This is a genomic window from Vagococcus luciliae (assembly GCF_024637875.1).
Lineage (GTDB): Bacteria > Bacillota > Bacilli > Lactobacillales > Vagococcaceae > Vagococcus > Vagococcus luciliae.
Window position 1 is genome coordinate 1,543,772 of record NZ_CP102451.1, and the last position, 24,423, is coordinate 1,568,194.

The 24,423-nt window shown below is 33.0% G+C and carries 24 protein-coding genes; 9 read left to right on the plus strand and 15 right to left on the minus strand.

The window, feature by feature from the left end; all coding sequences use genetic code 11:
• Positions 1–22: 22 nt before the first annotated feature.
• The gene (locus G314FT_RS07490; RefSeq protein ID WP_257700100.1) at positions 23–1,573 is read right to left on the minus strand and encodes a cell division site-positioning protein MapZ family protein; all 1,551 of its coding nucleotides are present in this window, start codon (positions 1,571–1,573) and stop codon (positions 23–25) included.
• Positions 1,574–1,748: 175 nt separating this feature from the next.
• Here G314FT_RS07490 and G314FT_RS07495 point away from each other — a divergent pair, with 175 nt between their 5' ends.
• From G314FT_RS07495 to G314FT_RS07520, 6 genes are all read left to right on the plus strand, one after another.
• A complete protein-coding gene (locus G314FT_RS07495) occupies positions 1,749–2,414 on the plus strand; it encodes a hypothetical protein (RefSeq protein WP_257700102.1) in 666 nt (221 codons plus the stop codon).
• Positions 2,407–2,550, plus strand: coding sequence for a hypothetical protein (locus G314FT_RS07500; protein WP_257700104.1), 144 nt, complete (start codon positions 2,407–2,409; stop codon positions 2,548–2,550). Before G314FT_RS07495 ends, G314FT_RS07500 begins: the two co-directional genes overlap by 8 nt.
• A 186-nt stretch (positions 2,551–2,736) precedes the next feature.
• Positions 2,737–3,726, plus strand: a complete 990-nt coding sequence (gene trpX / locus G314FT_RS07505) for a tryptophan ABC transporter substrate-binding protein (RefSeq protein WP_257700111.1) — start codon at positions 2,737–2,739, stop codon at positions 3,724–3,726.
• The gene (locus tag G314FT_RS07510; RefSeq protein ID WP_257700112.1) at positions 3,723–4,604 is read left to right on the plus strand and encodes an ABC transporter permease; all 882 of its coding nucleotides are present in this window, start codon (positions 3,723–3,725) and stop codon (positions 4,602–4,604) included. The genes trpX and G314FT_RS07510 overlap by 4 nt, the downstream gene beginning before the upstream one ends.
• Positions 4,597–5,346: an ABC transporter ATP-binding protein gene (locus G314FT_RS07515; RefSeq protein WP_257700118.1), complete on the plus strand. Its 750-nt coding sequence runs from the start codon at positions 4,597–4,599 to the stop codon at positions 5,344–5,346. The genes G314FT_RS07510 and G314FT_RS07515 overlap by 8 nt, the downstream gene beginning before the upstream one ends.
• Before the next feature lie 115 nt (positions 5,347–5,461).
• Positions 5,462–5,995 carry a 3'-5' exonuclease gene (locus tag G314FT_RS07520; RefSeq protein ID WP_257700120.1) on the plus strand — a complete coding sequence of 178 codons (534 nt, stop codon included), beginning with the start codon at positions 5,462–5,464 and terminating at the stop codon, positions 5,993–5,995.
• A gap of 21 nt (positions 5,996–6,016) precedes the next feature.
• Here G314FT_RS07520 and G314FT_RS07525 read toward each other — a convergent pair whose 3' ends face one another.
• Positions 6,017–6,457, minus strand: a complete 441-nt coding sequence (locus tag G314FT_RS07525) for a hypothetical protein (RefSeq protein WP_257700121.1) — start codon at positions 6,455–6,457, stop codon at positions 6,017–6,019.
• A gap of 221 nt (positions 6,458–6,678) precedes the next feature.
• Between G314FT_RS07525 and G314FT_RS07530 the strand changes: the two genes are divergently transcribed.
• Positions 6,679–8,193: a UDP-N-acetylmuramoyl-L-alanyl-D-glutamate--L-lysine ligase gene (locus G314FT_RS07530; RefSeq protein WP_257700123.1), complete on the plus strand. Its 1,515-nt coding sequence runs from the start codon at positions 6,679–6,681 to the stop codon at positions 8,191–8,193.
• 203 nt (positions 8,194–8,396) lie between these two features.
• Entirely contained in the window at positions 8,397–9,986 is a 1,590-nt protein-coding gene (locus G314FT_RS07535) for a bifunctional aspartate transaminase/aspartate 4-decarboxylase (RefSeq protein ID WP_257700124.1), read from the plus strand.
• A gap of 32 nt (positions 9,987–10,018) precedes the next feature.
• Here the strand turns inward: G314FT_RS07535 and G314FT_RS07540 are convergent, their stop codons facing one another.
• The 11 genes from G314FT_RS07540 to G314FT_RS07590 form a co-directional block, all read right to left on the minus strand.
• Positions 10,019–11,194, minus strand: a complete 1,176-nt coding sequence (locus G314FT_RS07540) for a DUF998 domain-containing protein (RefSeq protein ID WP_257700126.1) — start codon at positions 11,192–11,194, stop codon at positions 10,019–10,021.
• 119 nt (positions 11,195–11,313) lie between these two features.
• Positions 11,314–12,393 carry a tyrosine recombinase XerS gene (gene xerS / locus G314FT_RS07545; protein WP_257700133.1) on the minus strand — a complete coding sequence of 360 codons (1,080 nt, stop codon included), beginning with the start codon at positions 12,391–12,393 and terminating at the stop codon, positions 11,314–11,316.
• A gap of 777 nt (positions 12,394–13,170) precedes the next feature.
• Positions 13,171–13,998 carry a prephenate dehydratase gene (pheA, locus tag G314FT_RS07550; protein ID WP_257700135.1) on the minus strand — a complete coding sequence of 276 codons (828 nt, stop codon included), beginning with the start codon at positions 13,996–13,998 and terminating at the stop codon, positions 13,171–13,173.
• Positions 13,999–14,502 (minus strand): shikimate kinase, encoded by a 504-nt coding sequence (locus G314FT_RS07555; protein WP_257700137.1) that lies wholly within the window; start codon positions 14,500–14,502, stop codon positions 13,999–14,001.
• A 1-nt stretch (position 14,503) separates the two neighbouring features.
• Positions 14,504–15,787 carry a 3-phosphoshikimate 1-carboxyvinyltransferase gene (aroA, locus tag G314FT_RS07560; protein ID WP_257700139.1) on the minus strand — a complete coding sequence of 428 codons (1,284 nt, stop codon included), beginning with the start codon at positions 15,785–15,787 and terminating at the stop codon, positions 14,504–14,506.
• A gap of 14 nt (positions 15,788–15,801) precedes the next feature.
• Positions 15,802–16,893: a prephenate dehydrogenase gene (locus tag G314FT_RS07565; RefSeq protein ID WP_257700141.1), complete on the minus strand. Its 1,092-nt coding sequence runs from the start codon at positions 16,891–16,893 to the stop codon at positions 15,802–15,804.
• A 17-nt stretch (positions 16,894–16,910) separates the two neighbouring features.
• Entirely contained in the window at positions 16,911–18,077 is a 1,167-nt protein-coding gene (gene aroC / locus G314FT_RS07570; protein WP_257700143.1) for a chorismate synthase, read from the minus strand.
• Positions 18,077–19,144 (minus strand): 3-dehydroquinate synthase, encoded by a 1,068-nt coding sequence (gene aroB, locus G314FT_RS07575; protein WP_257700145.1) that lies wholly within the window; start codon positions 19,142–19,144, stop codon positions 18,077–18,079. Before aroB ends, aroC begins: the two co-directional genes overlap by 1 nt.
• 18 nt (positions 19,145–19,162) lie before the next feature.
• Positions 19,163–20,182: a 3-deoxy-7-phosphoheptulonate synthase gene (gene aroF, locus G314FT_RS07580; protein ID WP_257700147.1), complete on the minus strand. Its 1,020-nt coding sequence runs from the start codon at positions 20,180–20,182 to the stop codon at positions 19,163–19,165.
• Positions 20,183–20,199: 17 nt separating this feature from the next.
• A complete protein-coding gene (locus tag G314FT_RS07585; RefSeq protein WP_257700149.1) occupies positions 20,200–21,063 on the minus strand; it encodes a shikimate dehydrogenase in 864 nt (287 codons plus the stop codon).
• A 397-nt stretch (positions 21,064–21,460) separates the two neighbouring features.
• Positions 21,461–21,985, minus strand: a complete 525-nt coding sequence (locus G314FT_RS07590) for a GNAT family N-acetyltransferase (RefSeq protein ID WP_257700150.1) — start codon at positions 21,983–21,985, stop codon at positions 21,461–21,463.
• Positions 21,986–22,247: 262 nt separating this feature from the next.
• Between G314FT_RS07590 and G314FT_RS07595 the strand changes: the two genes are divergently transcribed.
• A complete protein-coding gene (locus tag G314FT_RS07595) occupies positions 22,248–22,802 on the plus strand; it encodes a tyrosine-type recombinase/integrase (protein ID WP_257700151.1) in 555 nt (184 codons plus the stop codon).
• Positions 22,803–22,938: 136 nt separating this feature from the next.
• Here G314FT_RS07595 and G314FT_RS07600 read toward each other — a convergent pair whose 3' ends face one another.
• Positions 22,939–23,322 carry a VOC family protein gene (locus tag G314FT_RS07600; protein ID WP_257700152.1) on the minus strand — a complete coding sequence of 128 codons (384 nt, stop codon included), beginning with the start codon at positions 23,320–23,322 and terminating at the stop codon, positions 22,939–22,941.
• A gap of 73 nt (positions 23,323–23,395) precedes the next feature.
• Entirely contained in the window at positions 23,396–24,382 is a 987-nt protein-coding gene (locus tag G314FT_RS07605) for a choloylglycine hydrolase family protein (protein WP_257700154.1), read from the minus strand.
• Between the last annotated feature and the right edge of the window lie 41 nt (positions 24,383–24,423).

Consider the following 24,423-nt stretch of genomic DNA (forward strand, 5'->3'; position numbering starts at 1 on the left):
TATGTTATTTCTCCTTTCACGTTTAATTTGGTCCGTTTCCTTTAAACCAACCAGTTTTATCATTAATTGTCACAACATATATAGGGAATTCTTCTGGCTTACTATTTGGAAATAGTTTTGAGTTCTTTGTAGCATATAAATCATAGAATCCAACACCATTTTCAATAAATTTAGGGACAAGTGTGTAACCACCATCAACAACATACCCTCGACTGATTACTTCAGAAATGACTTTTTCTTGTACACCAGCATTCCATGACCAAGCTGGATTTGATAAATCAATGGTGGAATCTTGTCTTGTTCCCCAACGGCCGCCATTGGTTGATGGGGTAAATGAATGTCCATTTTGAGTGTTATTATTGTCGTTTGTTTGTGCTTGTTGATTATTTTTTTCAGCTTCAGCTTTAGCGGCTTCAGCCTGTTTTGCTTCTTTTTCTTGACGTTTTTCTTCAGCTTGTTTTTCTTGCTCGTCGATTACTTTACTGACTTTATCTAACGTAGTTTGATAGTCAGATTTTAAGCTAGGATCTTTGATATCAGCTAATTGTTTCACAGCATCATTATAAACTTGTTTACTTGGTTCATTGACTACTTTATCATCTCTATATAGTTTTTCAAGTGTTGACTCGAATGTTTTAATAGCAGATTTTTGATTTGTCGCATCCTTAATGGCTTCATTATATAATTTGTCAAAACCATTTTCTTCAGGATCAATTGCTTCAAGAGTTAGTTTTGTATCATCTTTTACATAGGCATCAGTCAATAATTGATTGCCTTCAATAATAGGTGATTTAAAGGTATCATTAATGGCAGTTAGACGAGTAAATGTCTTAACAGCTTGCTGTAAGCGTTCATTTAATTTGTCATATTGTTCATTACCTTTTATCTCGTTTACTTTATCTTCGGCATTTTTTATATCTGATTGGGTAATACCTTTTTTCAAAAAGATATCTCCTTGATTTTTCATAAATAAATTATCGACAGCCTCTTCAGCGCTAGTTGTCAACTTTAATGTTGTTTCTAATTCATGCTGTTTTTTTTGTGAGTTATAGACATACCCCCCACCAAAGACAATGAGTAAAATGATAATCCCTACTAAAATTTTTGTTCTATTATTCTTAGTAGGAGGAGTATTATTAGATTGTCTCATATCAGATATAGGCGATGTAGACTTAGTTGATTCTTTTTCTTCTTTAATAGAATCTGCTACTTTATCTTCTTCCTCTTGGGGACGGGGTATAGCAGCCTTATTGACAGGTGTATCCATTTTTTCATCCGAGACAGTCTGTTTATCTTCTGTAATAGGGCTTTGCTTTGTCTCTTCTTCATCCATTACTTTCTCATCATTAGTTTGATTAGATAGTGTTCGATGTTTAAACGTTGGGACTGATTGGTTAGATGAGTCATCAGTTGTCTTTTTGTTTAAGCCTGATTGACTCTCATTTTTTATTGTATCATTAGATATATTATTTTGCTTATCAATCGGAATAAACAAATCACAGTTAGGACAATAGGTTTCTCCTGCTTTAAATATATGACCACAATTTGGACATTTTTTTACTTCATTGGTCAAAAGAAATCGCTCCTTATTATTTTGAATAATTATATTAACCTATATATTATAAACCATTCAGTATAAAATTAGTAGTCAAAAAGAAGAATCAATTGCTTAATCTTTCAATATCGACTATTCTCAAAGAAACTTTTTTACGTTATAATGTTCCTAGAATAAATAAGGTGGGGAGTAAATGACGGAATTTAAACGGCAAGTAAAAAAACTTTTTCATTCCCTAAAAAAAGTCAATTGGCTAGATATGATTAAGTCAAATAAACGCTTTGTTATCATTATTAGTTTAATAACACTTCTTTTTGTGGTTATGTCAGCATTCGTTTCGGCTGTTAGACCAACTATAAGAGAAAAACAACTTCATGCTATTTCGGAGTTACAATCTGATAACAAACAAGTTATTCCAACTAAAGAGACAGATATTCAGACTGTTTTATCAGACAAAGAGTCCCATATTGTTGCTGTAATTGATGCAAAAGGGAATCCAAGTTTATCAACAGTGGAAAAATTATTGACACAGAAAACACCATTGGAAACAATCGATTGGAAAATAAATTATATCCAACCAATTTATAATTTTACAGATGTTGCAAAAGAATATAAATTAACAGCGAAAAATAATTTTATCGTAATAGAAGATGGCAAAGAAAAAGGAAGATATTCTTTTGATAAACTAACTGGAGGCCTTGAGGTCTTAGATGAAAAATTAATCGATATTATTGAGCCAAAAATTGCTCGAAAAGAACCTAAACGCATAAAAGTAGCTAAAAAAGTTGACGATAGTTTAACTAATTCTACAACGGATAGTAGTACTCGAAAAAAAACGAACGAAGTTATTTTTGAATAAATGGTTGACAGGTGTTCATTTTAGCGGTATTATAATAGCAAATTTAAAACGAAATGAGGAAATTGCCATGAAAAAACAAGAAAACAATCAAACCATTCTTTTAAATAATGTATCATGGCAAACTTGGCGTAGATAGTTGTATTTGTACGAGTGTATGGATACAGCTTTTAGAGACTTTCTAAAGATGTATCTATGCTAAGGAATAATCAGACATATCCTACCGCATAGAAATCATATCTATGCGGTTTTTTTGTGGAAAAGCAAAGACAATAAACCGTTGCATTCGGGTTTATTGTCTTTTTTATTTTGAGGAGGAAAAAATATGAAAAATCAACGATTAAAATATTCAGTCTATCTTTTAGTATTCGTTTTATTAGGATCATTTGTAATGGGAATGAAAAAACAAGAGACAAAAATAGTGAAACCAATCCCTAAAGTTGGCGTCTTGCAATTTGTTAGTCATCCATCTCTTGATTTAATTTATAAAGGATTTGTTGAAGAACTTGAAAGACAAGGCTATAAAGACAAAGAAACGATTAATATAGATTTTCAAAATGGTCAAGCTGATCAAAGTAAATTATCAAGTATGAGTCAGCAGCTAATTGGTAAAAAACCCGATGTATTAGTAGGAATTGCTACACCAGCTGCCCAAGCATTAGCTAATCAGACAAAAGATATCCCGATTATTTTAGGGGCAATTAGTGATCCAAAAGCAGCTGGATTAGTCGAAAGTAATAATAAGCCTGGTGGCAATATTACAGGAGTCAGTGATCAATCACCTGTTGAGGCACAATTGAAATTAATGACACAACTAATGCCTGATATCAAGACAGTTGGCGTTATTTATTCATCAGCTGAAGATAATTCTTTATCACAGGTTAATCGTTTTAAAGATATAGCAGAAAAAGAAGGAATAGAAGTTAAAACTTATGCAGTTCCTTCTACTAACGAAATCTCTCAAATGACTCACGTTATGACAGGTGAGGTAGATGCTATTTATACTCCAACAGATAATACTATTGCAAATGGGTTTCAAACGATTGTTTCTATTGCAGATGAAGCCAATATCCCTATATTTCCATCTGTCGATACAATGGTTGATGAGGGTGGTGTTGCAACCATTGGTATTAATCAATATGACTTAGGTGTTCAAACTGCCAAAATGGTAGTTGATAATTTAACAGGAAAAATGACACCAAGTGATACACCTATTTATACCTTTAATACAGGCGACTTAGTCATTAACGAAGAAAAAGCACAAAAATTGGGGATTACCATTCCACAGGAGTTAAAAGAGGAGGCTAAAAAATGATTGCATCAACAATAGGACAAGGAATATTATGGTCAGTACTAGGCCTAGGCATTTATTTGACATATAGAATATTGGATTTTCCAGATTTAACAACAGAAGGGAGTTTTCCTTTAGGAGGTGCTGTGTGTGTCACGGCTATTACAAATGGTGTGTCACCTGTTATAGCCACATTGTTAGGAGTTATTGCAGGTATGTTAGCAGGCTTAACGACAGGATTACTCTACACTAAGGGAAAGATACCAGTCATTCTTTCAGGAATACTAGTGATGAGTGCACTCAATTCAGTGATGTTATTTGTCATGAAATCACCTAACTTGTCACTGCTTAATAAACCAAAAATCTTTTCATTACTAAACTTTGCTCATTTACCGGCTAATTTTGATGTTATATTGATTGGATTATTAGTTGTAATCATAGTGATATTTTGTTTATTGTCATTTTTAAATACCGATTTAGGACAAGCTTACATTGCAACTGGTGATAATGAAGTCATGGCAAAATCACTAGGTATTCATACAGATAAAATGAAGATTTTAGGACTTGTTGTGTCAAATGGCCTAATTGGGTTATCAGGGGCTTTAATAGCACAAAGTGATGGGTATGCTGATATCAATAAAGGGATTGGTGTTATTGTCATTGGATTAGCGTCTATCATCTTAGGAGAGCTATTATTTGGAGAACTGACCATGCTAGAGCGATTCATTGCAATTGTAGTGGGAAGTATTATTTATCAATTATTGATACTGGCTGTGATTAAATTAAGTTTTGACACAACTTATTTGAAATTCTATTCTTCTGTTATTCTAGGTATTTGTTTAATTATTCCAGAATTAAGCAAGAAGTTTAGTGAGAAAAAAGGAGGAAGTATCAATGAGTAACGCATTAGATATTATCAATGGTGTTAAAACTATTTCAAGCGGACGTCAGATTATTAATCGTTTAAACCTCTCAATACCTCATGGTGAATTTATGACTATTTTGGGAGGAAATGGAGCAGGTAAGTCAACTCTATTTAATGTCATCTCTGGTCAATTATTTTTAACCAGTGGTAAAGTAGAACTAAATGGTGAAGATGTGACGAATCAAAGTGAAGAAAATAGAGCAAAGTATATTGCACGCGTTTTTCAAGATCCTAAATTAGGCACTGCTCCAAGAATGACTGTTTCAGAGAACTTATTATTGGCTCAACTCAGAGGAAAAAAAAGAGGACTCAAAAAACGTCAATTAGCTCAACAAAAAGAATTTTTCTTTGAACAATGTCAAAAAATAGGAAATGGATTAGAAAATCATTTAGACACACCAACTGGTAATCTCTCAGGTGGTCAAAGGCAAGCACTTAGTTTATTGATGGCAACGATTCAAAAACCTGATTTATTATTATTGGATGAACATACAGCCGCTCTTGATCCTAAAACAAGTCGTCAATTAATGGACTTAACGGAAAAGACAATCTCAGAAAATAATCTAACGTGTCTAATGATTACACACCGTATGGAAGATGCATTGAAATACGGCAATCGATTAATCGTGTTAGATTCAGGACAAGTTCAAAAAGACATGGATGAAACACAAAAAAATCAACTAGAACTAGCTGATTTACTAATGTTTTTCAATTTATAACCGAACTAAACCTCCCGGAAACACGAATTGGGAGGTTTTATTTAATCTAACTTTTTTTATTTTAAAAAGGATGGTGTATAATAAAACAAACGAATGGTTAAAAGGAGTTTTGATGATGAATTTTATTGCGTTTGACTTTGAAACAGCCAACTATCAAAAATACAGTGCTTGCTCCATTGCCTTAGTTATGGTAAAAAATGATGAAATTGTGGGGAGTTATTACTCTCTTATCCAGCCTGAGACAGATTTTCATTGGAAGAATATACAAATACATGGGATAAGGCCGGAAGATGTGGTTAGTGCCCCCAAGTTTCCAGAAGTTTGGCAAGTGATTAAACCCTATTTCAAAGAAAATCGATTATTCGTAGCACATAATGCTAGTTTTGATTGCAATATATTAAAAGGATGTTTAGAGTATTATGGTTTAGAGCAACCACATTATTTGTCATTATGTACAGTTCGAACAAGTAAACAATTATTTCCAGAATTTGAAAACCATAAATTAAATACTGTTAGTGAAAAGCTAGGCATCTCTTTAGACAATCACCATAACGCGTTAGACGATAGTCTGGCTTGTGCCAATATCCTTTTATACCAAGCCAATCATTTTGGTGTGAACCCATTAAAAAAGCTAGTTAAGGTCATTTAAGAGACTAACTAGCTTTTCTTTTTATTTATTTTTAGGGACTAACTTAATGATCATATCCGTATTATCAATGCTATCAGTTGGGGTTAAGATAATATCTTTTCCTTCATGAGACATTGTATAAATTCCTTTTATGTCTAGCTGAGTATTTTTAAACGTGATTTTGTCTCCATCAATTGTGTATCGTGATTCGGTTTCTGTATTGTTTGATAGTTCTTTGGCAAATTTTTTTGCAAGGTCATCTCCAACGTAATCTTTATCTTTTTTATTAAAAGATTTGCTATCAAGTTTAGATAATAACTTATCATGATCAAATCTTACCAATAAAGGTGGGAATTGCTCTTCTGATTCTCTAATTAGTGTCCAATCATGCTTAGTAAGTTCTTGTTGGTAATTAGAATTTGTACAGGCAGTTAATGAAAATGTTGCGATAATAAAGAGTAGTAATGATTTGACATATTTCATAATAATTCCTCCAAAATGTAATAAAAAAACAAATTTTATATTAATACTATAGCATAAAATTTCGTTAAACTGGTAATAGTTCTTTCTTTTGTTAGATAAAATCTTATTTGTAACAAGAAAAATATTATTTTAATCTTTTTGTGTATAAAATCTAATAAGGACGATTGTTAAAAGAGTATGATATAATATCAATAAATTATAATTAGTAAGGCGTGGTTTTTTTGACGATTTCATTGCACCAAGTAGAAGGATTATTAAAAGAAAATAATTTATTAAAAGAATTTATATATAACAATGAGTGGCACTATAATCTTCCCGTTGAGGATAAAACTCTCACTCATTTATCATATGATTCAAGAGATGTATCAAGTGAGACGCTATTTTTTTGTAAAGGAGCTAGTTTTAAAGTAGAGTATTTAATGGCTGCTATGTCACAAGGGTTATCTGTTTATGTATCAGAGATGCCTTTTGAGGTGAATGATGGCTTAGGAATCATTGTGACAGACATTAGAAAAGCAATGGCTTTGATTAGTATGGCTTTTTATGATTACCCACAAACGAAATTAAAAGTGGTTGCTTTTACAGGAACAAAAGGAAAAACAACTTCAGCATATTTTTTAAAATATATATTGGATGAATTTAACCAAAATAAGACAGCAATGTTTTCTACGATGAATTCCACACTAGATGGAAAGACTTATTTTAAGTCCCATTTAACAACACCCGAGTCAATGGATTTATATCGCATGATGGCACAAGCAGTTGATAATCAGATGACACATTTAGTAATGGAAGTATCCTCACAGGCGTATAAGTTAAATCGTGTTTATAAACTAATGTTTGATGTTGGAATTTTCCTTAATATTTCGCCAGATCATATTAGCCCAATAGAACACCCAACGTTTGATGATTATTATTATTGTAAGAGACAATTAATTCAACATTCGAAACATTTTATTGTAAACAAAGAAACAAAAGATGTGGCATTAATTCTAGAAGAAGCACAAGCTAGAAACATCCCAACCCTTACTTATAGTTCGCATGATAAATCTACAACTTATTACTGGGAAAAGGGAGGAAATGCCTCAAGTTTTAGTGTTGAAGCACAGGAAGATGTACTTGATTTGTGTGATACTTATAAGTTAAGTTTAATGGGTGACTTTAATAAGGATAATGCTTTAGCTAGTTTGATGGCTGCTAGACTATTAGGAGTTGATATTAATAGTTGTCAAAAAGGGTTAGAAAAAGCAATTGTTCCTGGTCGAATGGAAAAACTCATTCAAAAAAATGGCTCTACTGTGTATATTGATTATGCCCATAATAAAGTAAGTTTAACGAGTTTATTAGGATTTGCTAAAAATGAACATCAAGATGGAAGAATTATTACTGTGATTGGTAGTACGGGAGATAAGGCAACATCTCGAAGAAAAGACTTTGGTGATGTATTAAATGATTATACTGATATTGTGTTTCTCACATCTGATGATCCTGGATACGAGGATCCTGTAATGATTATTAATGAAATTAGTCAATACATTACAAATAAAGATGTTATTCAACATATTGTAATAGATAGAGAAGAAGCGATTAAACAAGCATTAGATTTAGCTACGAGCCATGATACTGTTATATTAGCAGGAAAAGGTCGAGATTTATATCAAAAAATACAAGGAAGAGATGTCCCGTATTTGGGAGATTATACCATTGCTGAAAACCACATCTCAAATAAACTATAATAATATTATGTGAACCAAAAGACTTAGGGATTTATCTAAGTCTTTTTTTATATTAAAAATCGATATGATAATTTTGTGAACCCTATGATATTTTATTGAATATTATACTTTATAAATGAAATTAACTCATTGAAATGTTATACTATAACACATTATTGAATAATAAAAACATTTATTTTTAATTAGCGGAGGTTGATAACAATATGAATATTTCTGATGAAGAAAAAATAGAGACACTTGGTGCCTTTGAAATTAGTGAAAAGATGGTTGAATTAGCAAAGATTAACGCAAAAGGGAATCCTTATTTAAATGCTGGACGTGGCAATCCTAATTGGATTAATAAGAAAGCACGTTTAGCATTCTCTAGATTAGTAGAATTTGGTATTGAAGAATCTGAACGGACGATTTCCGATGGAGATTTAGTTGGTTACACAGAGTTAGAGGGAATATCTAAACGTTTAGTACAATTTTTAGCACCTCAAACTAATGAAACAGATCAATTCTTAGTCCTTTGTTTAGACTATTTGAAGAATAAATTAGGATTGGATTTGGATGATGTAGTGAAAGAATTTATTGATGGTGTCTTAGGAAATTTATACCCGTCACCAAATCGTGTGTTAAAACATACTGAAATCATATTAAATCAATATTTACAAAGTGTTTTATATAATGGAGTAGACTTAGCAAATGATACCACTCTTTTTCCTACAGAAGGAGGGAGTGCTGCCATTGTTTATACGTTTAATTCTTTAAAAGAAAACAAGTTAATCAAACCTGGTGATAAAATTGCAATTAATACCCCGATTTTTACTCCCTATTTACAAATCCCTGTGTTAAACGATTATGAACTCGTTGAGTTAGATTTAAGTTCTAAAGAAGAACATAATTGGGAAATAGATCCAACGACTATTGATAAATTAAATGATCCAGAGCTAAAAGCTTTTTTTCTAGTTAATCCAAGTAATCCAGGATCAAAAGCACTAGATGATACAGCATTAAAAGAAATAAAAAAAGCGGTGATGAATAACCCTGATTTAATGATTATTACGGATGATGTCTATGGCACGTTTGTTAATGATTTTCAGACAGTCTATTCTGTTGTTCCTTTTAATACATTATTAGTGTACTCTTACTCAAAATTATTTGGTGCAACAGGATGGCGACTAGGCATCATTGGATTACATAAAGAAAATGTCTTCGATAAGTTAATTAAAGAGTTACCTAGTGAAGAACAAGCTAAATTAAATAAACGTTATAATCTTGTCGTATTAGATACTGAAGAAATGAGCTTCATTGATCGAATGGTAGCAGATAGCCGGTCGATTGGCTTGTATCATATTGCAGGATTATCAACACCGTCGCAAATTATGGAAGCTTTATTTAGTTTGACTCATTTAGTTGTATCAGACATAAGTGATGATTATATCGAGGCTTCAAAAAAATTAGTGAATGAGCGTTACGAAAAATTACATGCTGCTTTAGATTATGCTAAAGATGAAAGTGCCAAAAATGCTAAGTATTATTCAATGATTAATATTTATCATTTAGCAGAAGAAAAATATGGGGCTGAGTTTAGTCACTATTTAGAAACTCATTATGAACAAATCGATTTTTTAATTAATCTTGCGCAAAAGAATGGAATTGTTTTAATGGATGGCGTTGGATTTGGGGCTAATCCTGGTGACTTACGTGTATCTGAGGCAAATTTACCAACCAAAGACTATCAAAAAATTGGACAACAGATGCTAGAATTATTAAATGAGTACTATCAAGCATTTAAAAAACAATCATAAAAAGATGTGAAGGGTTTTACCTTCACATCTTTTTATTTAGTAATCTCTTCTATTTTAACTAAAATCACATCATCTTCATAAGCACATAATCGATTAATTTGTTGTAATAATAATAAAATCCAACTAAAAGCTAATCCAAACGCAATAATTTCAAAAACAGTAAGTGATAAATAACCAATCGTTTCAAATAGAAAATTTGCTACTAATAAAATGATAGCTATGCCATAGGAGACAATCAAAAATTCTTTTGTGACTTTGGGTAAAAGCCATTTTATCCCTATAATAAGAAGGATGATAATAAATACTAAAAGATTAGCAGCGTGATTGTGTAATTCATGCCAGACGCCTTCATTATTAGGAAAGAAACCAACACCGCCTAATGAAAGAGAAAGTAATATCATCAAAATACGTAAAATAGTAATACCTTTTCCATTATAGCCATGATTTTTTAAGTTAACGAACAAATAATCAACTAAAGCAATCATTAGTAAAGAAGCTAAAATAAGCGTTAAATTAAACGGCCAACTTCTTATCGCTTCATTTGTGCCAAGATAACTAAAGTTATGTTGCCACCACTTGCTTTGACTATTTGTTAACATAGCAAAAAAAATGCCCCCAATAATCACAGCTACTAATAAAGACACAATCATTGATGAAGTAAATATGTTGGCAGAATAAATCATAAAATAATTAATAATACAGGCAAACATAAAAAAGATAGTTATTGCAGTAAATTCATCAAAGCTAGCTCCAACAAATAGTTTGCTAATCATCCAAAAGAATGAAGACAGCAAGAGGGCTAATGTAACAGTAAATGAAAAAATAATAGTAGGGACATTTCGCCAATAGATATCCAATGTTGATTTGTTTTTAGGATTTCGTTTTCCTTTAATAAAAAAGTAAGAAAAAGAACACATACCACTAATTAATCCTAAATAAATCAAATGGCTAGCAATAGAAAAATTACCAGTTAAAGGAATTTGTCCAAGGGATTTTTGGTAAATAGAATAACAAAATATTAGTGTCATCACAATAGATGGATAAATGAAATACTTAAGTGAAATTGCTTCATTATTCTTAACAATCGTTGGTTTTTCAAGAATTAGACGATTGTCTTCCTTTCTAACTTGTAAAACTTTATCGCTTTCTAACTTATTTTCGTCAATAAACGAGGCTGGTATGTCAATTCGATATCTTTTTTGAGACATAATGCAACTCCTTTGTCATATTTCGATTTATAAAAATAATTATAACAAAAATACGTCATAATTATGAGATTATTTAATCATGATTTATATACAAAAAGCCATTCAAAGAATGAATGACTTTAATTAGTCCATAAATCATTAATCGCTTCTCTTTTTTCTTCATCAACTAAATGAGTGTATAGAGCAGTAGCACTCGTTCCTGTCTGTCCTAGTTGGTGAGAGACGGTCAGTAAACTATTTGTTTTTTTATAGAGTTGAGTTCCTACCGTATGTCGTAATTTATGTGGTGTAATACGTGTTTTAAAGGCACTACTATATTTTGCCACTAACTTTTCAACAGTTGATTGATCGATTTGTTGTGCTTTTCCTCGATAGAGTGAAAGAAATAAACTTTTTTGAGTTCTTTCTGGGTGATAGAGAGTGTGGCGTTCTTTAGCGTACTCACTAATGTATTCCATAAAAACAGAAGAAATCATTGTGGTGTCTTTAAATCCGCCTTTACGAATAACAGTCGCTTCCATATTAGAGATATCCAAATCTGACACATTCATATTGACTAATTCAGATAGACGAATTCCAGTACCTAAAAATAGAGCAATAATCGCCAAATCACGTGTTTTATTTCGTTTAAACGCATACTTTGCTTGATGACTAGTTAATAAATTTTCGTAAGACGTGTCAATAAACTCAATAAATTCTAGAGATTCATCTCCTATTAAAATTTTCTTTTCGATTGCTCGTGATCTATCTTGAAGTGTTCGTCCAGTTTTAACATTATCTATTTTTAACATAATATTTTGTTGTATATATGGTTTTCCATCTTGATTTTCTGTTTGAGTTGCTAAAAATTGAAATAATGATTTTAACGCTGTAATGGAGCGCTGAATACTTACATGACTTCTTAGTCTTCCGTCTGAGCTTGTTCCAAGACGTGGTGATGAAAGAAGGTAGCCTTTATATAATTCGACATCTTCATATGTTAAATGATTCATTTCTTCAAGTGTGATACTAGCAGTATCTGAAAAAATAAGGGACTCATGTTTTAACCATTCAAAAAAGCGACGAAATTCTTTAGAATATTCATATAGAGTGGTGACAGAATAGGGAACAATGCTTTTTTTTTGTACATATTCATGAACAAAGAAGGGAAGAGTCTTTAATTCTAATTCTAATCGATTTATATTTTTTTCTTGAGACATAAGATAACCTCCAAACGTATGTTTGTATATATAATATACTTTATTTTAAAATAAGTCAATAAGACTAATGATATATTGTTATTTTAAAATAATAATATTTTTACCTTTCTTGAAAGATGATACTTTCAAGAAAGGTAAAAAAGTATCTATGAATCTTTAAAATGTTTGATAGATTTCTATTTATTTAGGATAAATCAATATTACATAAGTTATTTAGCTGATTAATAAGAGATTAATTAGTTTTATTATCATGGTAAATATATAAGCTATTTGTTATTTAATAGTAATTAGATAACCAGTTAAACTATATAAATAATCACGATAGATCTATTTAATCAACATTATATTTTTAACTATCATAATGTATTTACACAAGTAGATAATATAAATAAACTTCATCATGTAGTCATGTTAATATAATAATGCTATAAGTCATAGCAAGATAGATAGGTTTTATTTAGTTAAATAAACTATATATATGAATGGCTCATGATGATGATGTGTTTTATGAATAATATGGTATATCTTGTAAAATTTAATCCCTAAAACTACTTCGTTTAATATATATTATGTAAACCAATTAAAAATAATTTACTTATCGACATATGATACTTCTCTCTTTCTTAAATTAACCAAAATAAAAAGCTCTAATAACTATTTTATTTTGGTTTGTTTTTTTTTGTATAATATATTACTAATTTGTTCTAACGCAGATTGCTATGTAAATAAATCTAATCCATTATAAGGATTATAACAACACATATAATTTTCTCGCAATCACGCCTTTATAACAATGGGATAATACCCTAGGTACTGATATTTAGCACCCAACATGGTGATTTCTTCAAGTGCATATTCAACTAGTTTGACGTTATCATCAATCAGGACATCAAGAATAAAGTAGTACTCACCTAATTCAGTTTTTAATGGTCGTGATTCTATTTTACTTAAATCAATTTCACGCCAAGCGAAGGCTGAGAGTACTTTATGTAAAATACCAGGGGCATTTTTAGGTAATGTTATAAATAGCGTTATTTTTTTCGGTTGGTACTCATCTTGTCTAAACGGCTCTTTACCTAATAACCAAAAACGTGTTTGATTAAATCGATTGTCTTGAATGCCTGATGATAAAATTTCTAACCCATACTCTCTTGCTGCTTCTTTTGAGGCAATTGCTGCAACTGACTCAGATGGGTGTTCAGCCACATACTCTGCAGCAAATGTTGTTGATGGAACTTGTTCTATCAACACATCCGGGTAATATGTTTCCAAAAATTGGTGTGATTGTGCTAGAGCTTGTGGATGTGATAAGATTTTTTTAGGAATGATTGTCAAATCATTTACTAATAAGTTTTGTTGTATTGGTAAAATGATTTCACGACAAACAGTGATATCTTTTTGTTGAAAGAGTCCATCCATACTTGTGTGAACAGACCCTTCCAATGAGTTCTCAATTGGTACAACCGCATAATCAACTTGATTCTTCTTCAAGGCATTTAAGCAATTCGTAATGCTTGCGTAAGGCTGTAATGATGAATCATCAAAATAATATGATGCTGCTTTGTATGTAAACGAGTTTTTTGGTCCTAAATAACCAACTTTCATTTAATCACCTACTAATTCTAAAATAACATCAGCGATTTCTTCTGGTGTTTTATTTGTGGTATCGACAATATGATCTGCAATCTCTTCATAAATAGGAATTCGAGGCAAAAAGATATCTTTCACCTCTTCTATTGTTTTATTATGCAACAACGGACGATAATTTGCCGTATCTTGCTCGATTCGACGTAATAATTCATCTAAATCTGTTTGTAAATAAACGACAGTAGCATGGTTTTTTAATAACACTTGATTTTCCTCTTTTAAAATTACCCCACCACCTGGCGATAAAATACCAGGTGTGTTTAGAAAGTCTTTTAACATAGCGGTTTCAAGCTCTCTAAAAGCTTCTTCTCCATGCTTATCAAAGTACTCAGATATAGGCAGCCCAATTTTTTTGACAATACACTGGTCTAAATCAATTTGTTTCGTTGCTGTTTTTTTTGCTAATACATTACCAACTGTGGTTTTACCTGCTCCCATAAAGCCAATTAAAACAAGCGTCATTTTAATGCTCACCTCTTGAAAGTCGTGTGACATCCTCGAAAAAAGCTGGATAAGATACTGAGACAGCTTCTGATTTTTCCATAATGACTTCTTCATCAGTCAATAAAGCAGCAATTTGAAGCATCATCCCGATACGATGATCCCCTCGACTAGATACTTTTCCACCGTGCAATTGACATGGGCCATTGATGATTAACCCATCTTCAGTTGGCTTGATATCTGCACCAATTTTTCTTAATTCTTCAGCTGTTGCGTCAATACGATTGGTTTCTTTTACTTTTAGTTCTTCAGCATTTTTAATGACTGTTTGACCATCTGCTTGTGTTGCTAGCAAAGCAATAATGGGAATTTCATCAATCAAACGAGGAATAATATCCCCACCAACTATTGTAGAAGTTAAATTACTTGTTTTGACAGTGATGGTGGCTGATTGGTTAGCATGATCTTCTTCACTAATCACCACATCGGCATTCATCTCTTCTAAAACATCTAGAATCCCTGTTCTTGTTGGATTAACCCCCACGTTTTTAAGCACGATTTCACTATTTGGTACAACAGCTCCTGCAACTAAAAAGAACGCCGCAGATGAAATATCACCAGGCACAGTGACGTTTTGTCCAACCAGTCGTTGTGGCCCTGTAATGCGAATGTCTTTTCCATCTGTTGTGATAGACCCACCAAATTGACGAATCATTTCTTCAGTGTGATTTCTAGTGGGTTCTTTTTCGATAATAGTTGTCTCACCATCAGCTTGCAAAGCTGCAAACAAGATAGCAGATTTCACTTGAGCACTTGCTACTGGCATGTGATAAGTGATTGGTGTTAGTTGATTATTAGCTGAAATATGAATAGGAGGATATTCACTATTATCATGCCCAGATAGATTAGCATTCATTTGATTAAGTGGTAACATGACGCGATTCATTGGACGTTTGTTTAAGTACTCGTCACCAAATAAAATCGTGTCGAATGACTGTTTCGCCAAAATCCCCATCATTAAACGAATAGTGGTACCAGAATTACCTAAATCAAGTGAAGTAGCTGGTTTTTTTAGACCATCAAAGCCTACACCTGTTACACGAATGGTTTCACCATCATCTGTGATTGGTACACCTAAGCTTTTAAATGCGTTAAGTGTACTTAAACAATCTTCTCCTCGTAAGAAGTTTTTGATGGTTGTGGTACCTTCTGAAATCGCACCAAACATAATGCTTCGATGTGAAATAGATTTATCAGCAGGAACATGAATGGTTCCATTTAATGGATTAGCTGAGATTAATTTCATAGTGTCATTACCTCCTATTGTATTCGACAGACATAATCTGTGTGTGATTCAATGCATTCTTTTGCTTGCAATAAATCATGGTCATTTTTAAAACTAACCTGAAGCACACCGATAATGTCTTCTCGTGTTTCTAATATTTTTAAATTGATAATTGAGATATTAGCTTCTCCTAAAAGACCTGTAACTTCAGCAATAATCCCAGGTTTATCCGGCACATCAACAAATAAATCATAAAATGCCGGGATTGATCCTTTTTGATGGATTGGAAGTTGGTCGCGGGTTTCTTTTGCCCGTTCGAAAAAATCATAAATGGCATTAGAGTCTTTACTTAATAACCACTGTTTAACTTGATTCATTTGCTTTTGCCAATCATCAAGCTCTTGAACAAGTGTTGCGCGATTGCTCATTAAGATATCCGTCCACATTTTTGGATCAGATGATGCGATCCTTGTAATATCACGAAATCCTCCAGCGGCTAATTGTTTGGCTCTTGGGTGCTCTTGATTAAAGGCATCGGCTTGATTGACTAAACCTGACGCAATAATATGTGGCAAATGAGATAGCATTGCTGTAATTTCATCGTGCTCATCAGATGTTAGTTCCACGTATTTGGCATGAGTTCCGCTGTATAGTTGTGTTAACTCCTCCACACGGTTTATGTGTCGATCGTTCGTTATAATAAAATAAGCATTTTCAAATAAGTTCTCATCAGCAGCTGTAACACCAGATTTATGTGATCCTGCCATTGGGTGAGCACCGATAAAATCAAATGGCATCTCTTTGGCTTGTTGCATGATCTCTTTTTTAGTACTACCTGTGTCACTCACTAAGAGGTTTTCTTTTAATGAAAGCGAGGATAGTTGATTTAAATAGTTTATTGAAATCGACACAGGCGTAGCTAAAATAATGACATCTGCTAATTTAGCACCTTCTTCAAATGAATCAGGAAGGTTGTCTACGATGCCAATTTTTTTAGCAATTAGTTTTGTGCTATCGAAATAATCCCATCCAATGAGTGTTACATCAGGATGGTCTAATTTTATACATTTAGCCAACGAAGAACCAATTAGTCCTAGACCAACAATCATGATGGTTTTACTAGTCATAAGCATCCTCCTAGCGACTAAAAGTTTTTAGTGTACTCTCTATACTCTTTTACTGATTGAACGAGTTCTTCAAACGAATCACTTTCAAATTTTTCAAGAATTTCATTTGCTACAACAGTTGCGACCACATTTTCAGCTACTACACTTGCAGCCGGAACAGCTGTACTATCTGAGCGTTCGATACTTGCTTTATATGGCTCTTTTGTGTCAATATCAACACTTTGAAGAGGTTTGTATAATGTAGGAATAGGTTTCATAACGCCACGTACCACAATTGGCTCACCATTTGTCATACCACCTTCAAATCCACCAAGATTATTAGTTCTTCTAGTGTAACCTTTTTGTTCATCCCACAGAATTTCATCCATGACTTGAGAACCAGGTAAAACACCTGCTTCAAACCCTACACCAAACTCTGCGCCTTTAAACGCGTTAATACTAACGACAGCTTGTGCGATTTTGGCATCTAATTTTCGATCCCATTGGACATAACTTCCTAGACCAGCTGGAACACCACCGACTAAAACTTCAACAACACCACCTATTGTGTCGCCTTTTTTCTTTGTTTCGTCGATTAAATCTCTAATCTCTTGCTCAATAGTAGCATCTACCACACGTACATCAGATTGTTCTGACATTTCGCGAATTTCTGATACAGTTAATCCATCAGGAACTGTTGCTTTAATCCCACCAAGCATGGTGACGTGACCAGCAACGTCAATGTCTAATTCTGAAAGGATTTTTTTAGCGATTGCACCGATTGCCACTCGCATTGTTGTTTCACGTGCCGACGAGCGTTCTAACACGTTTCTTAAATCATTGAAGTGGTATTTCATGCCACCAACTAAGTCAGCATGTCCTGGTCTTGGTCTAGCGACACGACGGATTTTCTTTTGTTTTTCAGGCACGTCTTCAATACCCATGACTTTCGTCCAGTTTTTCCAGTCTTTATTTTCCACGACTAGTGTAATAGGAGAGCCTAATGTTTTTCCGTGACGGAGACCTGAAGTGATTCTAACACGGTCTGTTTCAATAATCATGCGCCCACCTCGACCGTAACCTGTTTGTCGTCTAATTAATTCCTTGTTAATATCATCTGCAGTTAAAGGTAATCCTGCAGGAAGTCCTTCAATAATTGCCGTTAGTTCAGGACCATGTGATTCACCGGCTGTAATATATCTCACTAAACTTCCTCCTCGATAATGTAATCTTTTATTGTTTCTATTGGAATATCAACGATTTTGGCTTGCCCGATTTTTTTTAATAAAATAATTTTAATTGTATTACCACGAGCCTTTTTATCGTGAGTGATAGCTTCGTAAATCATGTCACGATCTAATGAAATAGAGGTTGGTAAATTAAATCTTTCCAACATTTTAATTAAATCCTCTGTCACACCTTTAGGAGATTGATTAAATGCTTCGGCACGGTTGGAAATCATGACCATTCCTAAGCTAACCCCTTCACCATGACTAATCACACCATAACCAGATGTTTTTTCAATTGCATGACCGATTGTGTGACCAAAATTAAGTGTTAAACGACTACCATGGTCGAAAACATCTTCTTCAACAACACGACGTTTGACATTTAGTGAGGCATGAATCACTTCTTCTGCATGATTTAATAAGTCTTTTTCATTTTTTAATGTACCTAGATAGTTCCAAAGATCTTTATCTGCAATAGCAGCTGATTTGATAATCTCAGCGATACCTTCTCTAACACGTCTGATTTCTAATGTATTTAACACATTAGGGTCAATCAAAACACCATCAGGTTGCGCAAACGTCCCAACTAAATTTTTCGCTTTTTTTGTGTTAACTGCCGTTTTTCCACCAATACTTGAATCAACTTGTGCTAGTAAGGTTGTTGGAATTTGCAAGAAATGAATTCCTCTCATATAAGTCGAGGCCACAAATCCTGCTAAATCACCAATGACACCTCCACCTAAAGCAATCACACCATCACTTCGTGTAAAGTCGTTATCAGCTAAAGCATCATATAAATATGTCGCTTTTTCCAGTGATTTGCTTTCTTCACCTGGTGGAACGACAAGCATAGTAATGTCAAAGCCGTGGTCAACTAAATTATCTGCCACATCCTCACCATAAAGCTCTGCGACTGTTTCATCTGTGATAATCGCTACTCGTTGTGGTCGCCAAATATTCGCCACCCATTGCCCACAAGATTTTAAAAGACCTCGTTGAACCTCAATTTTATAATGGTGATTTGGTAAATTTACTTCAATCATGCAAAAGACTCCTTTAGTTTATAGTGATTTTATTTCTTCCATTGCCTTTACTAATACATTTACTTCGTCCATCATTCGTAAGTAAGTTTTTTCATTTAATGATTGTTGCCCATCTGACCAAGCGTTTGCTGGATCTGGGTGAATTTCCACGATCATACCATCAGCCCCTGCAGCGACACTTGCTCTTGCCATTGGTGTTACTAAGTCCCATACGCCAGTCCCATGACTAGGATCAGCAATAATAGGGAAGTGGCTTAATTTTTTAATAATAGGGATGGCGCTTAAGTCAAACGTGTTTCGTGTCGCCGTTTCGTAAGTACGGATACCACGTTCAATAAAGATAACATCACTTTTTCCAGCAACAGCAATGTATTCAGCAGCATTTAACCACTCATCAATTGTTCCTGCAATCCCACGTTTCAAGCCAATTGGTTTACCAGTTTGTCCCACAGCGCTAAGTAATTTATAGTTTTGCATGTTTCTAGCACCAATTTGTAAAATGTCAGAGTATTCAGCTACCATGTCAATATGAGCTTCATCCATTACCTCAGTGATGACTTTCATATCAAATTCATCAGCCGCTTGTCTAATGTATTTTAAGCCTTCTTCTTCTAAACCTTGGAAAGCATAAGGAGATGTACGAGGTTTGAACGCTCCACCACGTAAGACACTTGCTCCACCAGCTTTTGCCATACGAGCAGTTTCACGGATTTGGTCTAATCCCTCAATAGAACATGGTCCTGCCATTGTAACAAAACTACCATCACCAATTTTTAATCCATCAACGTCTACCACAGTATTATCTGGATGGAATTCACGAGAAGTTAGTTTATATGTGTTGGTAATACGAACAGTTTTATCTACCCCATCATAACTTTTGAACGCAACATCTTGAATATTTCGAGTATCACCCTTAATTCCTAATACGACTTGTTCTTCGCCAGTATTGATTTGCACCTCTAAGTCACTTTCTTCTATTCTTTTTACTACTCTTTCAATTTGCTCACTTGTTGCTCCTAATTTCATAATTACGATCATAATAGTCTCCCTCTTTCTTATGCTTTTTCTATAATGTGTTTTACTTTTTCAATGGGCATATCTTGGTTTGTCCAAAGATTAAATGCCTTTGCCCCTTGATACAATAGCATATCAAGTCCATTAATGGTCTGACAGCCTTTTTGATCTGCTTTTTTTAATAGTTTGGTTTTTCTTGGATTATAAATCACATCATAAACAACCAAGTCTTGTCTTAATAGTGAGTCATCAATCAATGAGTCATCGTTTATCATACCAACGCTTGTCGAGTTAACGAGTATATGTGATCTATTAATTGCTTTTTTTAAAGTCTGTGAATCAAATAAATCCGTTAGCGTTATCTTACAGTCTACTATATTAGATAATTCCAGAATCTTTTCTTTCATTTCATCAAACCGATTACCCAATCGACTAAAAATGTGAATGTCACTAAAACCATCGAGTGCTGCTTGGACTAAAATAGCAGTTGCAGCGCCACCTGCTCCTAAAATCGTCATCGTTTGATTTTTAATAGGAATTTGATTAACACGCAAACTTTCCATAAAACCAAATCCATCTGTATTATGTCCTATTAACTTACCACCTTTATGAACAATTGTATTAATAGCACCTATCAAAGTCGCTTCTTTAGACAATTCATCCATGAGTGGTAGAGCGTTAACTTTATGTGGCATTGATAAGTTAACTCCCATCATATCTAATGTACGAATCGAGTTAATCGCTGTGGTCAGTTGGTCAGGTTTAATATCAAATGCTAGATAAACAGCATTGATACCAAGTTCTTCAAATGATGTGGTATGCAATATTGGAGATAAACTATGCTTTGCGGGACTAGCAAAAAATCCTGCTAATCTGGTGTGCCCATTCACTTCAATACATGACATGTTTTTAAATTCCTCCTAATAAAAAAGATGCTCACGTAGACTTAAAAAATTCTACAGTGAACATCCTTATACTTAATATACAGTATATGTAAAACACCACCATAGATTTTCTAAGATCTATGTGGGTTTTGAAATCAATCTAAATTTCCTTAGCCATCATAGATACAAACTTGGATTGTTTGTATCCACATATTGATGAACACAAACCTATCTAAAATAGCTAAAGTAGTAATTATTCAGTTGTGGACTTTTTATTATATGAGTTGTTTTCATGATATTTCCACTCCAAACTGATGTAAGATTGAGTTAAGTATAGTAGTTAAATGAGAGGTTGTCAATAAAATAATTAAAATATCATTTGATTTATGCTATCTTTTTTAAAAACACACTATTTAGTTTACATAATATAATTATTGTTATCTAAATGGATGAGATAGTGATCTACTTTGGATTGGTTTACCACTATAGTGTATTGGTAGATACCTTGGTTGTTTTCAATCACCTTCTTAGATGCAATGTTAGTTTCTTTACAAGTTAGCAGTACTTTTTTTAATTCTAACGTATGTGCTTTTTTTAGCGTTTCTTTAAGCAATAATGTTCCATAACCTTTTCCTTGATAAGTAGGTGAAATACTATAACTAATATGTCCTCCTTCTTTTTGTAGATAAGGTGTTAAATGATGTTTGACATCAGAGATACCAATCATTTCACCTAGGTTATTAATGAGTGCATAGTGTGTTGTTTGAACCGATTGTTTATAATCTTTTGTTTTTAAAATTGTGACATCTCGTAACCATTGATTGATGTCTTTTGATCGTTGTAATTGATTGGCTCCATGTATAATATCCTGAGTTTGATTGAATGACTCTTTAAATTGTTTAATGGTTGGAATATCTATTTGTTCAATTGGTACTAACTTCATTATTTCCTCCTAATTTTCAAATAATGATTTTAAGCATTTGTTTGGATAATTATCCATCTTTAAAAATTTAAAGTGCTTAGAATCGTCCTGTAGCAAACATGGAAATGAATTAATCTTTATTTGAGTTCACTATATTATGTAAAATCATGAACTTGAGTGTTGATTTATCAAGGGTTTAAAATTCTATATTATTAAGTTCATTATTGTGTTATTATATAATAAAAATAGTGAACTGTAAATTTTAGAGAAAAGAGTGGTAAAAATGTCGTATAATGTTCAACCGTTACGCAGTCAAACTGAGATAGATGATTTTTTATTTTGGCTTAGAAGAACAAACTATCCAGAACGCGATACCTTTCTATTTATTTTTGGCATTAACAATGGATTAAGGATGTCAGATATTGTGAAACTAAAAGTAAGAGATATCAAATATGAAAAACGTCCTATCATTGTTGAAAGAAAAACTGGGAAACGAAAAGTATTGTATCTTGATAATTTACAAGATGTCATTGCAGAATATATTAAAGGAAAAGACGATGATGAGTGGTTGTTTCCAAGTCGTCAACAAGGTGGACACTTGAAAGTAAACACGGTGTATAAACAGTATCAAAAAATCGCCGATAATTTAGGAAGAAAAGATATTGGCACTCACTCTCTTAGAAAAACATTTGGTTATCATTATTATCGAAAAACAAGAGATATTGCAACATTAATGGAAATATTTAATCATAGTTCTGAAAAAGTGACTAAACGATATATTGGCATAACAACGGATGAAATTGGAAACACTTTAGCAGATTTCAGATTAGGAATATAAAAAAGAGGCTGACCCAAAAGTTATTTTTTAAATAAAAATCACTTGACTAACAAAATAGAACTCCCATGAAATCAACGTTTTAATTAACGGGTGTCATGGGATTTTTCTATTTTAGGACTTTTTAGTCAGCCTCTTTTTAACCTGTAATTTCAATTTGATTATTTTCTGGATCAAAGATGACACTTTCGTAATAGCCATCTCCGGTTATTCGCGGACCACTTAATACCTTGTATCCATCTTCTTTTAATTGAGACGTCAAGATGTCTACTTTTTCTTTTGAATTTGTTTTAAAAGCTAAGTGAGTCAATCCTGTTCGGTATAATTGTTTTTCTTCATCCACTTTATCTGGACGAGTCATTATTTCTAATCGTGCGCCTGTTTCAAATGAGAGAAAGTAAGTCTCTAATCCTGTCTTTGGGTTATGGTATTTTTGGTTTGCTGTGGCATTAAAATACCTTTCGTAAAACGCTCTCATTTTTTCTAAATCATCAACATACATTGCCGCATGTTCTAAATGCATGTTTCCTCCTCCTTTTCTTGTTTAGTTAGATTATATCATAAAAAGAGCGTTATTTTTAAACGCTCTTTCGTCTTTAGTTCAATTTTGTGACAGAAAAATCTTGTGATACTGAAAATACAGTAGCATCATCTTTTGAGCACAAATCTTCCGTTAGTTCTACTGAAAATACTTCCTGTGTATAGTATGGATTAAAGTAATAAGTGGCACTATTTAAGTTAAATGCCGCACGATATTGCGTATAATCATTGTGACCATCGTCTTTAATGTTTACTCCTTTAGGAATGGTCACAGTGTTTAAAATGTGAAAGATGCTGTTTAGAGCTTGTGATTCATTTTTTCCTTTTTCTGCGTATGTTTTCATATAAGTTGCACGCACAAATCGCTCTGGCGATGTTAACCCACCTGGTAAACCATATGTTCCTGAGCCTTGTCCAAATGGTTTTATGGTATAACCATCTAGTTCTTTTGAAGCATAGTTCGTTGGTTGAATAGATAAGTAATTATTCAAGTTAGTTAAATGCCATTCAAGTGTTGGACTATTTGTCATGACACCAACAGGATTATCTTTTACTGTTAGTGTTTCATTATTCGTTTCAACAACCACACATTTTCCAGTTCTATCTGATACGATAAAATGTAGTGGTGTCATAACGGATAACAAGGGATTGCTTACCCCAATCATCTCTACTTGTTTTATTACCTCTTTTAATTCATCAATGCTTGCAACATGTCCAAGTACCCATGTTAAAAATTCGTCTTGGGTTAAATTAATTTTCCCTTCAACAGGACTGGTTTGATAAGATGCTTCATTAAGATAATAAAGCTCTGCAATAGCAAGTCCTTTTTCATTCACTCCATCAGCAAACATGTAATCATTACCAATTTTTTGCCCTGTCCCTACAAAAGCATAGGTTGTTTTTAAAGTACCTTCAAAATGAAAGGTTGAAGCATAATGTCTTGGTATGGCAATTGGTAAGCCATTTAATTCAAATCCAAAATCCATTGTACGAGCAAAAAAATTTAATTTATCTTCTGATTGTAATGTAATACTTGTGCACATTCTGTATTCCTCCTAGTATATTTCAATTAGTTTATAATAAC

Bases quoted from the DNA above. Each gene is read 5' to 3' on its own strand.
- G314FT_RS07495 (WP_257700102.1), top strand. From the start codon at position 1,749: ATGACGGAATTTAAACGGCAAGTAAAAAAACTTTTTCATTCCCTAAAA.
- trpX (WP_257700111.1), top strand. From the start codon at position 2,737: ATGAAAAATCAACGATTAAAATATTCAGTCTATCTTTTAGTATTCGTT.
- G314FT_RS07510 (WP_257700112.1), top strand. From the start codon at position 3,723: ATGATTGCATCAACAATAGGACAAGGAATATTATGGTCAGTACTAGGC.
- G314FT_RS07515 (WP_257700118.1), top strand. From the start codon at position 4,597: ATGAGTAACGCATTAGATATTATCAATGGTGTTAAAACTATTTCAAGC.
- G314FT_RS07520 (WP_257700120.1), top strand. From the start codon at position 5,462: ATGAATTTTATTGCGTTTGACTTTGAAACAGCCAACTATCAAAAATAC.
- G314FT_RS07525 (WP_257700121.1), bottom strand. From the start codon at position 6,457: ATGAAATATGTCAAATCATTACTACTCTTTATTATCGCAACATTTTCA.
- G314FT_RS07535 (WP_257700124.1), top strand. From the start codon at position 8,397: ATGAATATTTCTGATGAAGAAAAAATAGAGACACTTGGTGCCTTTGAA.
- G314FT_RS07540 (WP_257700126.1), bottom strand. From the start codon at position 11,194: ATGTCTCAAAAAAGATATCGAATTGACATACCAGCCTCGTTTATTGAC.
- xerS (WP_257700133.1), bottom strand. From the start codon at position 12,393: ATGTCTCAAGAAAAAAATATAAATCGATTAGAATTAGAATTAAAGACT.
- pheA (WP_257700135.1), bottom strand. From the start codon at position 13,998: ATGAAAGTTGGTTATTTAGGACCAAAAAACTCGTTTACATACAAAGCA.
- G314FT_RS07555 (WP_257700137.1), bottom strand. From the start codon at position 14,502: ATGACGCTTGTTTTAATTGGCTTTATGGGAGCAGGTAAAACCACAGTT.
- aroA (WP_257700139.1), bottom strand. From the start codon at position 15,787: ATGAAATTAATCTCAGCTAATCCATTAAATGGAACCATTCATGTTCCT.
- G314FT_RS07565 (WP_257700141.1), bottom strand. From the start codon at position 16,893: ATGACTAGTAAAACCATCATGATTGTTGGTCTAGGACTAATTGGTTCT.
- aroB (WP_257700145.1), bottom strand. From the start codon at position 19,144: ATGATTGAAGTAAATTTACCAAATCACCATTATAAAATTGAGGTTCAA.
- aroF (WP_257700147.1), bottom strand. From the start codon at position 20,182: ATGATCGTAATTATGAAATTAGGAGCAACAAGTGAGCAAATTGAAAGA.
- G314FT_RS07585 (WP_257700149.1), bottom strand. From the start codon at position 21,063: ATGTCATGTATTGAAGTGAATGGGCACACCAGATTAGCAGGATTTTTT.
- G314FT_RS07590 (WP_257700150.1), bottom strand. From the start codon at position 21,985: ATGAAGTTAGTACCAATTGAACAAATAGATATTCCAACCATTAAACAA.
- G314FT_RS07595 (WP_257700151.1), top strand. From the start codon at position 22,248: ATGTCGTATAATGTTCAACCGTTACGCAGTCAAACTGAGATAGATGAT.
- G314FT_RS07600 (WP_257700152.1), bottom strand. From the start codon at position 23,322: ATGCATTTAGAACATGCGGCAATGTATGTTGATGATTTAGAAAAAATG.
- G314FT_RS07605 (WP_257700154.1), bottom strand. From the start codon at position 24,382: ATGTGCACAAGTATTACATTACAATCAGAAGATAAATTAAATTTTTTT.